The sequence below is a fragment of the Pseudoalteromonas sp. PAB 2.2 genome, from assembly GCF_001938575.1.
Lineage (GTDB): Bacteria > Pseudomonadota > Gammaproteobacteria > Enterobacterales > Alteromonadaceae > Pseudoalteromonas > Pseudoalteromonas lipolytica.
Genome location: NZ_LYPI01000020.1, coordinates 35,695 through 49,240, shown reverse-complemented (window position 1 = coordinate 49,240; position 13,546 = coordinate 35,695). Strand labels below are relative to the sequence as shown.

Annotated in this window: 11 protein-coding genes and 1 riboswitch; of the genes, 4 read left to right on the top strand and 7 right to left on the bottom strand. The window is 40.6% G+C overall.

The features are described from left to right. Positions 1-150: 150 nt before the first annotated feature. From BWD47_RS17155 to BWD47_RS17145, 3 genes are read right to left on the bottom strand one after another with little or no spacing between them, the layout of a single operon-like run. The gene (locus BWD47_RS17155) at positions 151-2,937 is read right to left on the bottom strand and encodes an ATPase (protein WP_075594364.1); all 2,787 of its coding nucleotides are present in this window, start codon (positions 2,935-2,937) and stop codon (positions 151-153) included. Beyond that, positions 2,937-3,482, bottom strand: coding sequence for a hypothetical protein (locus BWD47_RS17150; protein ID WP_062564547.1), 546 nt, complete (start codon positions 3,480-3,482; stop codon positions 2,937-2,939). The genes BWD47_RS17155 and BWD47_RS17150 overlap by 1 nt, the downstream gene beginning before the upstream one ends. A gap of 2 nt (positions 3,483-3,484) precedes the next feature. Next, positions 3,485-4,759: a hypothetical protein gene (locus BWD47_RS17145; RefSeq protein WP_036967717.1), complete on the bottom strand. Its 1,275-nt coding sequence runs from the start codon at positions 4,757-4,759 to the stop codon at positions 3,485-3,487. Between the two features lie 148 nt (positions 4,760-4,907). On the opposite strand from BWD47_RS17145, the gene nhaD reads away from it, so the two are divergent. Continuing rightward, complete coding sequence (gene nhaD, locus BWD47_RS17140; RefSeq protein WP_074989311.1) at positions 4,908-6,155, top strand: sodium:proton antiporter NhaD; 1,248 nt, start codon at positions 4,908-4,910, stop codon at positions 6,153-6,155. An 85-nt stretch (positions 6,156-6,240) separates the two neighbouring features. Next, a riboswitch (Lysine riboswitch) is annotated at positions 6,241-6,413 on the top strand. An 81-nt stretch (positions 6,414-6,494) separates the two neighbouring features. Then, a complete protein-coding gene (gene lysC, locus BWD47_RS17135) occupies positions 6,495-7,874 on the top strand; it encodes a lysine-sensitive aspartokinase 3 (protein WP_065978684.1) in 1,380 nt (459 codons plus the stop codon). Here the strand turns inward: lysC and BWD47_RS17130 are convergent. Continuing rightward, entirely contained in the window at positions 7,851-8,591 is a 741-nt protein-coding gene (locus BWD47_RS17130; RefSeq protein WP_075594363.1) for a 4'-phosphopantetheinyl transferase superfamily protein, read from the bottom strand. The genes lysC and BWD47_RS17130 overlap by 24 nt on opposite strands. Before the next feature lie 148 nt (positions 8,592-8,739). On the opposite strand from BWD47_RS17130, the gene BWD47_RS17125 reads away from it, so the two are divergent. Next, positions 8,740-10,065 (top strand): sodium-dependent transporter, encoded by a 1,326-nt coding sequence (locus BWD47_RS17125; RefSeq protein ID WP_065978682.1) that lies wholly within the window; start codon positions 8,740-8,742, stop codon positions 10,063-10,065. 131 nt (positions 10,066-10,196) lie between these two features. Here the strand turns inward: BWD47_RS17125 and BWD47_RS17120 are convergent, their stop codons facing one another. Beyond that, positions 10,197-11,180 (bottom strand): 2-hydroxyacid dehydrogenase, encoded by a 984-nt coding sequence (locus BWD47_RS17120; protein WP_036969171.1) that lies wholly within the window; start codon positions 11,178-11,180, stop codon positions 10,197-10,199. After that, entirely contained in the window at positions 11,146-11,661 is a 516-nt protein-coding gene (locus BWD47_RS17115) for a glutathione peroxidase (protein ID WP_036967730.1), read from the bottom strand. Before BWD47_RS17115 ends, BWD47_RS17120 begins: the two co-directional genes overlap by 35 nt. Positions 11,662-11,780: 119 nt before the next feature. Between BWD47_RS17115 and BWD47_RS17110 the strand changes: the two genes are divergently transcribed. Then, the gene (locus tag BWD47_RS17110; RefSeq protein WP_036967732.1) at positions 11,781-12,662 is read left to right on the top strand and encodes an NAD(P)-dependent oxidoreductase; all 882 of its coding nucleotides are present in this window, start codon (positions 11,781-11,783) and stop codon (positions 12,660-12,662) included. A 65-nt stretch (positions 12,663-12,727) separates the two neighbouring features. Here BWD47_RS17110 and BWD47_RS17105 read toward each other — a convergent pair whose 3' ends face one another. Continuing rightward, on the bottom strand, positions 12,728-13,531 hold the full coding sequence (locus tag BWD47_RS17105; protein ID WP_075594362.1) for a hypothetical protein: 804 nt from the start codon (positions 13,529-13,531) through the stop codon (positions 12,728-12,730). Between the last annotated feature and the right edge of the window lie 15 nt (positions 13,532-13,546).

The following is a 13,546-nucleotide window of genomic DNA, read 5'->3' as shown; positions in this document are numbered from 1 at the left end:
GGCAAAAATTTCCACTACTTGATTGATAACATAACACAAAAATAATTCAACTGAATGATTATTTAGTTACTATGGCACATTTCAAAAAAAGTAATGTAATAGAATGTAAATATAGTCATCCTTGACTGAATCATTTATTAATTTATGTGATTAGGCGCTGTGTTCGACCTCAATCCAGTCTTTTTCATCGACCCAGTTTTGTGCCCCATCTTTTACTGTCCGAATAGGCACAATGTAGTCACAACTCACTTGTGGCTTAACAGATGCAAAAATTGGCACAAAGCCAAAACTCAATGCGGTTTCTATTATTGCTTTTTGGTTTTGTGGGTCGATATCCGCCGCTTCATCAATATAAATAGGGATACGGTATAAGTTTTGTTCTTGATCACTTAACAGGTAGCGAATAAACAGCATGCCACATAGTAACTTAATTGTTATACGTGTGCCGTTAGAGCCCGCGGAGTCAATTTTTTCAAAGTGCTCTGTTTCACCTGCACGGTTTACTACCTCAAAGCGAATATCAAATAAATCGGTCAGTGTTAATCCCGCTTTATCTGAAGCGAGCTTAATTAAATGATCTTTTGCTTCGTTTACTGCCGACTCACTGTACGGCTCTTGGCTTAATAAATCGAGAGTATCACCTTGCTCAAACTGGTTTGAGGTACTGATAATGGTGTCGATGCTATCAACCAACATTTTTCGCGGGATCACATTGATCTTAAAGGCTTGTAAGTTTGAAATACGATGCTGACTAATGCCTTTGTTAAAGCTGTTCATTTCGCGGCGAAGGCGATCTAGGTCTTCACGCAGGCCTTTAATGGTGGCTGCTACTTCGGTAAGGGCAACTCGGCCTTGGCGCTCAACCGCATCGCGTTCGTTATCAATATTGTGAAACGCGCTTATTAGTTTTTCGTACTTAGTGAACTCATCGTTTTCGTTATCGAACTTTGTAATTCCTGCATTGTAAATATGCATGTAGGTATTGCGCACGTTGATATCAAAGTTTCTCAGCTCTTGGCAATCTTTATTAAAATGATGAATGAGATCACTTAAGTTATCAAAATCAATGCTGATTTCGATCATGTACGGCGTTACTTTGCCCGAGTAAAAATCGAGAGTATGGTCAATTCGCTCCGACTTAACTTGACGTAAGCGGTCAGCTTGGCGGGCGAGTAGATCTTTTTTCGATTTGATAATTGAACGACGATCACTAATTGACCCACTGTTTTTTTGGATATCTTGCAGGTAATCGTCTACTTGTTCGCGTTCAGCATTTAGCTGCTCTTTAAGCAGGGTTTGCGCATCAACAGATTGCTGCATGATTTCAAATTGCTCAAAGCGTTTTAACGCCTCTTCAGAGGCCATTAGCTCATCATAAAGCGCGTCTTTCTCTTTTTGCTTTTGGGCGACATTGGCAGCAACTTCGCGCTGTTGTTTAAACTCTTTTAATGAGTTTTCAAGTGCGGCTAATTGTGCGGTTAATTGCTCTTTGTTTTCGCCAGTTTGCATTTGCACTGGGCTAAGCTTTTTGAGCTTAATCGTTGCACCCGGTAGGGTAAGAATACCGCCTTTTACGTTGGCTGATAATTGCTCTAAAAATTCCCCAAAGGCATCTTCGTCAGTAATCTCGACATCCCCATTGCTGGTGGTTGCAAACGAGAGAATATCGGGATTGAGAATACGCGAGATTTCTTCAACCTCTTTTAAAGACAAGTCTTCACGCATACGAGTAAAGAGGTTGAACTCTAAGTTTTTCAGCTGCAGCTTTAAGCTTTTAATTTGCTTTTGTGTTTCGCTGATGCGGTAATCAAGCGTGTGTAAGCTTTGCCCTTGTGCGCTGTTTAATGAATGCGACAGCGACTCATAGTCCTGCTTAAGCTGGGTAAGGCTAACTTTTAAAGTGGCTTTATTAACCAGTTCAAACTCAGATTTTAATGCTCGGTAGTCTAAAAACCATTGCTCAATTTGCGTTTGTTTGCGTTCAATATCGCGAGACTGTTGAATGTATAACTGTTGCTTTTGTTCAAATTCGTGTTTTTCGTGCTCAATATCTTCAAGGGCAATATTGAGCTCTGCTAGCTGCTCTTGTTGATAGCTTTCAAAGTCAATTAAAGCTTGGTCAATCTTAGGTGCGTACGCAGCCAGTTTACCTTTTAATACGGTTTGATTTTCAAGCATAGATTCAAGGGCTGCAATAGGCTCTTGCATAGATTCAAGGGCTTTTAACTCGCGTTTGGCACGGTTTACTTTGTCGAATGAGCGACGCCATACTTCATAAAAGTCTACCCGAGAGTTTGACATATGACGCTCAAACACACGCAGCATAAAGCGTTTAACATCACTGGCACCGAGCTTGTGCAAGTTAAGAATACGGCGGAAGATTTCTTTGTAAATTGCCGAGTCTTGTACGTTATTCAGCGGGATCATTTTTAAATTGATATCGCCATCAAACGGCGTCGCACCACCAGTTAAAAGGGCGTTGAGCTCTTGTGCTTTAAGTTCAATAGGATTGAATCCTTGCTCTTTTAAATGATTAAACAGCTTAGTGAACTTAACAATAGTTTTGCCTTGAGTGTAATGGTCAAGGTTTAGTTTTCCCTGATAGCAAAAAAACTGATGTGCGAACCCTGCAATTTTACCCAAACCAGCAACACCAATGACCACTGGGCCGTTTGGTAAGTCGGCTTCAAGTAATATATATGATTGGTCGGATGAAAAATAAAACTTTCGGGTTTCATCTAAATCGTGACCATCCCACTCGGTAAGGCGTAAATCATTAATTAGCGGAAACTGCAGGGCATTAATAACAGAGCTTTTTCCGGTATTGTTAGGGGCACAAATCGAGCTACTTTTATCAAGCGGAATCACGCATTTTGCATAGCCAGCGGTATTTAATAGCGCAAGCTTACTGAGTCCGTATAGGCTTTGGCTTTGCATTATTCGTCATCTCCTAGGTAGGTTTCTTCGTTTACTTCCATTAATGCATCGATGTAACGATAAATAGGGGCTTGTAGCATAAAGCCGTTTTCAACTTCGCGGGCAAGTCCTAAGCGCACCATACGTAGATACACATCTTTACGTAAATCTGAGCCAGAGAAAATTTCAAGTTGATCAAACAAATGTTTATTAATTTGCACAAGGGTTTGCATGAGCTCTAAGTCATTAACCTCGTCGAACAAAGCGCGCATCGGGTCTTTACCTGTGTTGGCATAGTGTTCAATCAAAATGTAAATAGTCAGTGCAATAGCGCGCGAGATCTTGCCCATATTAGGTGTGCTTTCATCGCTGCCAAAGTAGTAATAGCCACGGCTATCGTGTTGTAAATCATGACCGAGTGCATTGAATAGGGCGCGATAAGCATCAATGTGTTGATCAAGCTCTTGCCACATTAAGGTGTCTTGCTCGCTAATGTGATAGCCTGAGGTGAGCTTTTTATTAATCGCTTGTAGATGTGTTAAATCATCTAAATTAATATCTGTCATAGTTATTGCTCTGTTGCTTGTTTGTCATCAGCAGGCGATGAATTAAACGGGTAGAGTGAAAAGTGCTGCTGGGCAATCTTTATTTTTACTTTTTCTTGGCTTTGGCTGATTTCAAGGTCGCCATCGCTAATGAGTTTTTGATATAAAAACAGCATTTCGTCAGCGTCAAGGTCGGGGTAGCTTTCATCTAAGAAACTAAGCAGCGGTTGTGACTTTTTGGTGGCCTTTTTGAAGCGCTTTTTAAACTGTGATTTTACATCGTTGTAATCGGGGATATTAGGGCTTTGGTACGCCGGCACATCTTGATGCTCTGGTAGCTCGTATTCATCGTGCTCAAAGTCAACTAAACCTGCCATATAGGCGATAATATGGCGTTGTTGGCCGAGTGAAAAGCGTTGTGAATCAGAGACAAAATTAGGCTGCACGGCGCTCAGCATGTTATCAACGCCATTTTTACGCACAAGTCCAAGTACTTTCGCTGCTTGGCGGGTGATTAAGTTATTACGGCGCAGCTCTTCACGCAGTGGCATTAGCATATCAGCACTTTTACGCAGGCTTTCGCGACCCACTAAATGCATTTCTAAAATACGCGTTCGAAGTTGCTCAAGCATGCGTTTGTCTTGGTATGACTTTCCGAGCCGATCAATTTGTTCAATTTGTAGGCTTATTTGCGTTTCAATGGTGTTAAAACAAGCATGAAAATCGCCACGTATATCAACCATTTCAAGCATTGGCTCTATGTATTCGTCAAACGCTTCTATAACAGCTTGATAGCGTTTTTGTAGCGATTGTACTGCGTTATTAGCTTTAGCTTGTTCAACAATATTTAAAATAGCGTTTTCGTTATGGCTAAACAGTTTCATTATTTTGCGAACCCGATCATCCATAATTCGGCTAAAGCGACGCAGCTCGTCGTAATCTTCAATTTCTCCGGCTTTTGCTAAGCGGTTGCCCAAGCGTGCTAAGTCATCGACTAATACGTTGATCTCTTGTGCTAGACCCAAATGTTCTTCTTGCAATAAAAAGGTTGCAAAGTCGGCAATTGCGCGGTTGATTTCTAATTGCGAAGATTTTGCCAGTGGAATAATAATATCTTGATTCAATAAACGATTTGTTTCTTTATAAATGCGTTCATTTGACCAGCTTGGCTGTTTTTGTTTTATCGCATTTTGTACGTCTTTTAAGCTGAAATCAGCCATCTTAAAACGTTTAAATAAGAGTTCTAACACCCCCCAATGCTCTGTAAGGGTATTTAATAACTTTTTAGCTGGGATCATACGGCTCCAGTAAATCAAAATTTTGGTGTTAGCGTTTAGTAGTAATTTATGTAATTGAGAATAGTTTTATGACTTAGATGCTGCTAGAATCCGCGCCGAAACACTCGACTTACAATTTTTACATTTTTATAAAGGTTGTTCAAACACCATGGTAACCCCACTTATCCTAACCCTGATAGCGGTGGCATTTTTGCTTATCGTTATAGAGGATATTATCCATGTAAACAAGGCCAAAACGACGCTTTTTTTTGGCACTTTATGCTGGATTATCTTGTTTATCTCTCCAATTCATGGGCAAAGCCCAGAAACTATACAACATCAACTTGATCACAATATTTTAGAAATTGCTACTTTGTGGTTATTCCTAATGGCTGCTATGACCTTTGTCGCTTATTTAAACTCGAAAGGGTTTATTCAAAATATTGTTCACAAAATTATGCCAAATCAAATCAGCGAACGAAAGCTGATGTTTTTGATTGGTGGTTTTGCGTTTTTGTTTTCTTCTATTTCCGACAATATCACAGCAACATTAATTTCGCTTGCAGTTGTGATGTCGCTAAAGCTTGATCCAAAAAAATTAATAAAATACGCGACCCTCATTGTATTCAGTGTGAACTCTGGTGGGGTATCACTTATTACGGGTGATGTAACGACCTTAATGATTTTCCTTGATGAGAAAGTCACCATCGGTAACTTGTTATTGCTTATTGTGCCTTCACTTGCAAGTGTGGCGCTATTGGCTGTTATGCTATCTACGGGGATGTCAGGGAATGTCGTATTCGAAAAACAAGCTGCCCGCCGCATAGAAAAGACCGACATCACCATTGCGGTGATCTTTTTCTCGACGATTATCGCAACCCTAACACTCAGTGTGCTTTATAGTGTGCCACCACTATTAACCTTTTTATTTGGTTTGTCGTTAATGTTTTTAGTGGCGCAATTTTTAATGCGCAAGAAAGACGTTAACAAAAAAATTATTGATTATATTCGTGAAATTGAATACGACACGCTCTTATTCTTCGTGGGTGTATTGCTACTCGTAGGTGCGCTTAAAGAAGTGGGTATGCTGTCTAAATTTACGCACTTATATGAGCTTATGGCGCCTGAGTATGCAAACTACTTAATGGGCTTGTTGTCGGCTGCGGTTGATAACGTGCCGCTAACGGCTGCATTACTGAAAGCCGATATTGTCATGAGCCCTCAGCAATGGTTATCGTTTACCTATGCAACAGGTGTGGGAGGCTCAATGCTTATTATCGGCTCTGCAGCGGGTATTATCGCAATGAGTAAAGTAAAAGCATTAACGTTTATGAGTTATTTAAAAATGTCGCTGTATTTATTAATAGCTTATACAACGGGTTATTATGGCTCATACCTAGCGGGAAGTTTTATTTAATACTTGACAGCTAGACGTCTAAACGATAAGTTTCAAAGCCTGCTTTTTATAGCAGGCTTTGTTATTTTAACCAGGTGTTAACTTAACATTCAGAAGAGGTGCGATACTTAGGTATTTAATGTGAGGTGACGATTGCCAATGACCATTAAAGAGGGAAGTACTCGCCGAGGAAAGTAATCGGTCGTCGCGGTTATTTTTCGGTTTATGGGGCTGAATCCTCAAAACTGTCACCAAACTAGGTGGAGAGCTTCTGGCAGTGGACTACTCTTTTTTATCAAAGCACCCCTTGCCGAGTTCTTCTTGAATTAATGTGGATTGTTACCCACAAAAGGAGACGACATGAATACCCAATTAGCCGCCAACTCGAAATCAGATTATGTAGTTGCAAAATTTGGTGGCACCAGTGTAGCTAACTTTGACGCCATGAGTCGTTGTGCAGAAATTGTCTGTGCAGATAATCAAGTACGCGTTGTTGCAGTGAGTGCAAGTGCGGGCGTAACCAATCATTTAGTTGCACTGTGTAAAGGTGATTTAAGCGCAGCACAGCGCGATGAACACATCACAGGTGTTATTGCTATTCAAGAAAATATTTTAGCTGAGCTGTCGCTGGATGCCGATTTAGCTCATGGCTTTGATGAAACCTTAAAAGCATTTCAAACGCTTGCAGCAGCAGGGGCTAAATCGGCCGCAGAGCAAGATGAACTGCTGAGCTTTGGTGAGCGCTTGTCATCTTATTTATTTACTCAAGTACTGCGTGGTCAGGGCTTAGATGCTGTGCGATTTGATGTGCGTAAAGTCTTAAAAACAGATAGTCAATTTGCAAAAGCTACCCCAAACATTGCTGCAACAGCCGCGGCAGCACAAAAACATTTAGTGCCCTTATTAGCAGAACAAGTTGTGGTAACCCAAGGCTTTATTGGCAGTGATGAGCACAACCAAACAACCACGTTAGGCCGTGGTGGTTCTGACTACAGCGCGGCATTGCTTGCAGAAGCAATTAACGCTAAAAGTGTGCATATTTGGACTGATGTAGTGGGTATTTTCAGTACAGATCCGCGTTTATGTGTAAAAGCCACGCCTATTGCTCGACTAAGCTTTGACGAAGCAGCTGAAATGGCAACCTTTGGGGCAAAAGTATTGCACCCCGCGACTATTTTACCGGCAAGTCGCAGCCATATTAGCGTGTTTGTTGGCTCAAGCCGTGAACCGCAATTAGGGGGCACATGGATTGAAAAAGAAAAGTCAGAGCAGCCTGGTATTCGAGCAGTCACACAGCGTAAAAACCAAATTCTTTTAACGGTTAAAAGCCCAGAAATGCTTTTAGCCAGTGGTTTCTTAGCGCGTGTTTTCACTATTTTAAGTGAGTTTAATATCTCGGTTGATTTAGTAACAACCTCTGAAATCAGTGTGGCAATTACCTTAGATAACGCACCTAACGCATCACGCCCAGAGCTTGATCAAGCCTGTTTAGATAAACTCTCTGAGTTTTGTCATGTATCGGTTGAGAATAACTTAACGCTGGTGGCATTAATTGGTTCAGAAATTCAATTACGTCAGCAAGAAACTAACTTAATGCAGGTATTGAGTGATTTTAATATTCGCTTAATCTGCCATGGTGCAAGTAAACATAACCTGTGCTTTTTAGTTGAGCAGAGTGAGTCTGACCTTGTTGTTCAAGCTATTCATAGTCGTTTATTAGAAAGCCAAAACGCGGCGTAAGTCGTCAAATGTCATAAAAGAGCACTGCCAGTCAGTGCTTTTTTGTGCCACCACGCTGATATCAAAATCATTTACGGTTCGGCTTGATGCGGTCAAGCTATGTTTTTCAATTTCCTCAAACACATTTGGGCTCAAGAGCTTAGCGATAGGCTGTGCAGTTGCTTTGGCCAACGCTTCTTTGAGTGTCCAAATTCTAAAAAAACACCCAGCTTGCTCGTTTATATCGCTAAAGGCGCTAATTAGGTTGACTTCCTCTTGGTGATAAAAGTGTTTGGCAAGTTTTACAAAGGGACGTGTTTTTGTGCAGTGTTCAATATCGAAACCAAATTTATGTTGCTCAGGGTTGAGTGCTGCGCCGATAAAACCACGCGAATGCGATAAACAGGCCCAAATGGGCTCACCCTCAGGCGTGTGTAGTTTAAGCTTGCTGTCTGCGTCATCAAATTGGCTTGAAATGTCGCAAAGAGGTGTGTTTTTAAATGCTGGAACGCTGAGTTTTAATAAATACTTAAGTGTTAACCGCGTGGCAATGTACTCTTGTTTTGCTGCTTGTACTTTGCGCTTTGCAAGTACGCTTTGCTCAAACTGGCTGAGTAATTTACTAACCGGCAGGGCACTAATATCGATATGTGAAGCATCCACAAGTACGATTTGTTTATCAGCTGAACTTACTGCTGAATCAATTTTTAAAGTGTTAGAAAAATAGTGACTGCTCATGGTTTGCGGCTTTCGCATATACTCAGAATTAGATTTGTTTATTTTTACAGCAAATGCACGGTTGCAGGCACACACAAACGCAAATTGTTTACGCAGTTGACTGTAATTATGGTTTAATGAGGAAAAATAATAACAGAAATGTAGATGTATGGCACAAGTTCGTGACGGCTTCCAAAGTCGTATTGGTTTTGTTCTCGCCGCTTCTGGTGCGGCAGTAGGTTTAGGTAATATTTGGGGTTTCCCAACGCAAGCGGCAAACCATGGCGGCGGTGCATTTTTACTTGTTTATTTTATTGTTATTTTCTTATTAGCGCTTCCAGCCTTGTACACCGAACTGTATTTAGGTCATCAAGCGCAAGCAAATCCTGTTAAAGCGTTATCAAGTGCATGGCAAGATACCTCGCCAAAAGTCGGTGCCGCAGCGGGTTACATAGGCCTATTTGGCGCCATTGTGATGCTAAGTTTTTATTCGATTGTTGCAGGTTGGATGCTTGCATATGCGCTTGAACCAATCGCTAGCTTTTTTGGTTTAGCTAAGCTCAGTGACTTTTTACACAGTGATTCAATGGCGCGCAATTTTGTGTTTACGCCACTCATGCTTATCTTAACAGCCAGTATTATTTTAAAAGGGGTTAAATCTGGTATCGAGACCTGGTCACGCCGCTTAATGCCACTATTGTTAGTGTTGCTGGTAGCTTTAATCGCTTATATTGCCACCCTTGATGGCGCAATGGATGGCTTTGCTGCTTATTTAGTCCCTGATTTTAGTCAAATTTTCGATGCAAACTTAATTATTGCCGCGATGGGGCAAGCGTTCTTTTCATTGTCGTTAGGTGTGGGTTGTATGATGGTATATGGCTCATATTTAAAGCCAGACGCCAACTTACCAAAACTAACAGGCACGGTTGCATTGCTTGATACGGGTGTGGCATTTTTAGCAGGGTTATTAATTATTCCTGCCATTTTTGTTGCTCAGCACAACGGCGTTGAGGTATTCAGTAATGGTAAGCTAGTCGGTGAGGGGCAATTAATTTTTGCAATATTACCTGAGCTTTTTAGCACTATGGGGCAAGTAGGCCTACTGGTTGGCTTGTTGTTTTTTGTGTTGATGTCGATTGCATCGGTGACCTCAACTATTTCATCAACTGAAATCCCTGTCGCATTTTTAGTTGAAAATCACAGCATTGAGCGTAAACAAGCCACGTTATTTGTGACCTTAGTTGTGTTTGTTGCTTCATCTTTGATCATTCTTAACTTTGATTGGTTATTTGGCTTAGTGATTATGGTATTAACACAATACCAATTACCGCTTATGGGGCTGTTTTATTTCATTACTGTAGGTTGGTTATGGAAACGTGGTAACAAATTACACCAAGTGGCGAGTGGCCCACATTATTGGTTCGCTCAGTACATTCGTTTTGTGTGTCCGTTACTTATGACCGCAGTGTTCGTGAATGTGGCGCTGTTGAAATAAAACTATCAGCTTTAATTCGAGAGTCACTTGTTTAAAAGGCGTAGGGCGCAAACCTTACGCCTTATTATTTTAAGAGCATAGAGTTATTTTAAGCGCATAGAATTATTTTAAGCGCATAGAGTTAAGCGCATTTAAATAACTTCATTAGTCAGTGGCAAGCCTTGGCTTAACTCATTAGCACTTTGCAGTGTGGTGCAAGCTATTTCGTTAAGGGCTTCTTGAGTGAAAAAACCTTGGTGGCCTGTAACAAGTACGTTTGGGAAACTGACTAAGCGAGAAAAAATGTCATCTTGCATAATTTCTTCACGGTGATCTTTAAAGAACAGTTCTGATTCTTGTTCGTAAACATCAAGCCCCAGATAGCCAATTTTTTTTGATTTTAGCGCATTGATACAGGCTTTACTGTCTAGTAGCGCACCGCGTGAGGTGTTGATTAGCATGACACCTTCTTTCATTTTCTCAAATGCAGCTTCATTAATTAAGTGATGGGTATGCTCATTTAGTGGACAGTGCAAAGAAATGACATCACTTTGCGTGAGTAGGGTATCTAAGTCACATAGCTTAAATGGCCCTGCTTTTACATTAGGATCACACACTAAAACGTTAGCGCCAAAACCATTTAAAATATTTACCAGTGCTAAGCCAATTTTACCACAGCCAATAATGCCAATGGTTTTTTTAAATAGGTTAAAGCCGAGTAAGCCATTTAAATCAAAGTTGCCTTCGCGAACGCGATTAAATGCTTTATGTGTTTTGCGATTAAGTGTCAACATGAGCGCAATACAATGCTCTGCAACTGCTTCTGGGCTGTAAGCAGGTACGCGGCAAACCTTTATTCCATGCTCTTTGGCGGCTTCAAGGTCAACATTATTAAAGCCAGCACAGCGTAATAAAATGGCTTTAACACCATCGTTCGCTAAAGCAGAAATGACGTGTTTATCAACGGTATCGTTAACAAACACGCATACAGCATCAAAACCTTTGCTTAATGGTGCGGTTGTTATATTCAGTGATTGCTCAATGAAGCTCAGAGAAACAAACTCACTGTAATTAGTTGAGTTATTGTCAAAGAAGGGTTTCTCATATTTTTGCGCACTGAATAAGGCCAGCTTTATCATTTAAATTACTCTCTATCACCATTTTGAGGGTTTCAGGTTTGGTACGCGGGGCGTACCGTGCAATGAGTTGACCTTCTGAGTTTATAAGAAATTTGGTGAAATTCCATTTAATTGCGCGGTTTTGCGCAATTCCACGTGTATGGCATTTTAAATAATTAAATAACGGATGCGCCTCAGGCCCATTAACGAGCACTTTATTAAAAAGAGGAAAGCTTACATTAAAGTGTTGCTGGTAATACGCTAATAATTCTCCACCTTCGAGTGGCTCATTATGACCAAATTGGTTACAGGCAAAACCCAGCACAGTAAAATTATGGTCTTTATATGTGTTGTAGAGTTTTTCGAGACTTGCCATTTGCATCGAAAAATTACATTTACTGGCAATGTTAACAATAAGAGCGGTTTTGCCTTGTAGCGACGCAAGGCTAAAATTTTCACCAGACGCAAGCTGGGCATTAAAACGATATATACTATCCATGTTTTACCTGTGTGTTTTTAACTTACTTAAAATTAATGAACGCTTTTTCATTCGCTTTTTAGTTATTCGATTGAGATAATGAAATTGTTACTAATTTATCACTCAAATAGGTCAGTTTTATGTCAATGAAAGTCGCCTTCATCGGATTAGGTGTCATGGGTTACCCTATGGCGGGTCATCTTGCTAACGCAGGTCATCACGTGACTGTTTATAACCGCACAACAGCGAAAGCACAAAAGTGGGTATCAGAATATCAAGGTCACTACAGCGAAACGCCAAAAGAAGCGGCAAAAGACGCTGACATTGTGTTTATGTGTGTTGGTAACGACGATGATTTACGCTCAGTGGTGTACGGCGAAAATGGTGTACTGGCTAGCATGCAAGCCGGTAGCTATTTAGTTGACCATACAACGACATCAGCAGAAGTCGCTCGTGAAGTGGGTGCTAAAGCTAAGCAACAAGGTATTGCATTTTTAGATGCCCCTGTGTCTGGTGGTCAGGCTGGTGCAGAGAATGGTGTTCTCACGGTGATGGTGGGTGGCGCAGAGGCTGACTTTGGTGTTGTGCAACCTGTCATGGCTGCTTTTAGTCGTTTTAGCCAACTATTAGGTGAAGTAGGTTCAGGTCAGCTTTGCAAAATGGTGAACCAAATTTGTATTGCCGGGGTAGTACAGGGCTTAGCAGAAGGACTTCACTTTGCTAAACAAGCTGGTCTTGATGGTGAAAAAGTAATTGAAACAATTTCTAAAGGTGCCGCAGGTTCATGGCAAATGGAAAACCGCTACAAAACAATGTGGGCAGGTGAGTACGAATTTGGCTTTGCAGTCGATTGGATGCGTAAAGATTTAGGCATTGCTCTTGATGAGGCAAAAGCGAACGGCGCAACGTTGCCTATGACGGCAACAGTTGACCAGTATTATGCCGATGTACAAGCCTTAGGCGGCGGCCGATACGATACCTCTAGTTTATTAGCACGTATTGAGGCGTTGCATAAAAAGTAATGGGGTATTGGTCATAAAAAGTGCCTAGCATTGCTAGGCACATGTGAACTCTTATAAAAACTATTTTAATAGCAGCTAACTTGCGAGACTAATCTTTGCCCATTTTCAGCTCTCGTAAAGGCAATTTTACAATGAGTGCCTATATTAAGTGAGCCCCCATAGACAATATCTACAAAAGGCTGTGTATTACTGGTACTTAGGTTTGCATTGAAGAGTGTTGAACCATCTGAGTTCTTAACTGTTTTCGTTAAATCTGCGACTAAGCTATATTTGCCATTTTTTATCTCTATTAGTGCAAAAGGTTCGCCGCGACTGTCTTTTACTAAGACGATATTTTGGTCTCCACTATCAAACAATGATGCAAATACATCTTTGAAATCTATAGTTCCGCTTGCAAAGTTTTTGAAGTCTTCACTGAAACTTGTTCCATTATTTTGCACACTTGGCTCTGAGGTATTGCGGTTATTTCTGGTTACAACTGTGGAAGTAAATGCGCTATGTAATGCACTTGATTCAAAAGCTTTTTTAAAGCGAGTGAAGGCACTGAAAGTATCAGAAACACTTGTTGGTGCTGAGCAAGCATTACAATTAATTATAAAGTCATGGTGGAACTGTTTAAATATAACTGCCCTAGATTTAATGACATTTGTAGAAAATGAGATTGAATCATTATTTTCAGAATAAAGTGTTGTATCAATCTTCTCGTAATCTACTCCCATCTCATTACACTGACCCATATAGCTAGCATCAGGTTTATATATACAAGCGCGTATGTAAGTTTCGAAATCCATTTTGGATTCAAAAGAGTAGGCATGGCTTATGCCAATGAATAAAATGACAAATAGGGTAAAATGCATACTTTTTTTCATAAATATTCCTTTATT

What these genes read in the sequence shown, in the direction of transcription:
- BWD47_RS17105 (WP_075594362.1), bottom strand. Translation starts at nt 13,531, where the DNA reads ATGAAAAAAAGTATGCATTTTACCCTATTTGTCATTTTATTCATTGGC.
- BWD47_RS17125 (WP_065978682.1), top strand. Translation starts at nt 8,740, where the DNA reads ATGGCACAAGTTCGTGACGGCTTCCAAAGTCGTATTGGTTTTGTTCTC.
- BWD47_RS17110 (WP_036967732.1), top strand. Translation starts at nt 11,781, where the DNA reads ATGTCAATGAAAGTCGCCTTCATCGGATTAGGTGTCATGGGTTACCCT.
- BWD47_RS17115 (WP_036967730.1), bottom strand. Translation starts at nt 11,661, where the DNA reads ATGGATAGTATATATCGTTTTAATGCCCAGCTTGCGTCTGGTGAAAAT.
- BWD47_RS17130 (WP_075594363.1), bottom strand. Translation starts at nt 8,591, where the DNA reads ATGAGCAGTCACTATTTTTCTAACACTTTAAAAATTGATTCAGCAGTA.
- BWD47_RS17150 (WP_062564547.1), bottom strand. Translation starts at nt 3,482, where the DNA reads ATGACAGATATTAATTTAGATGATTTAACACATCTACAAGCGATTAAT.
- lysC (WP_065978684.1), top strand. Translation starts at nt 6,495, where the DNA reads ATGAATACCCAATTAGCCGCCAACTCGAAATCAGATTATGTAGTTGCA.
- BWD47_RS17145 (WP_036967717.1), bottom strand. Translation starts at nt 4,759, where the DNA reads ATGATCCCAGCTAAAAAGTTATTAAATACCCTTACAGAGCATTGGGGG.
- nhaD (WP_074989311.1), top strand. Translation starts at nt 4,908, where the DNA reads ATGGTAACCCCACTTATCCTAACCCTGATAGCGGTGGCATTTTTGCTT.
- BWD47_RS17155 (WP_075594364.1), bottom strand. Translation starts at nt 2,937, where the DNA reads ATGCAAAGCCAAAGCCTATACGGACTCAGTAAGCTTGCGCTATTAAAT.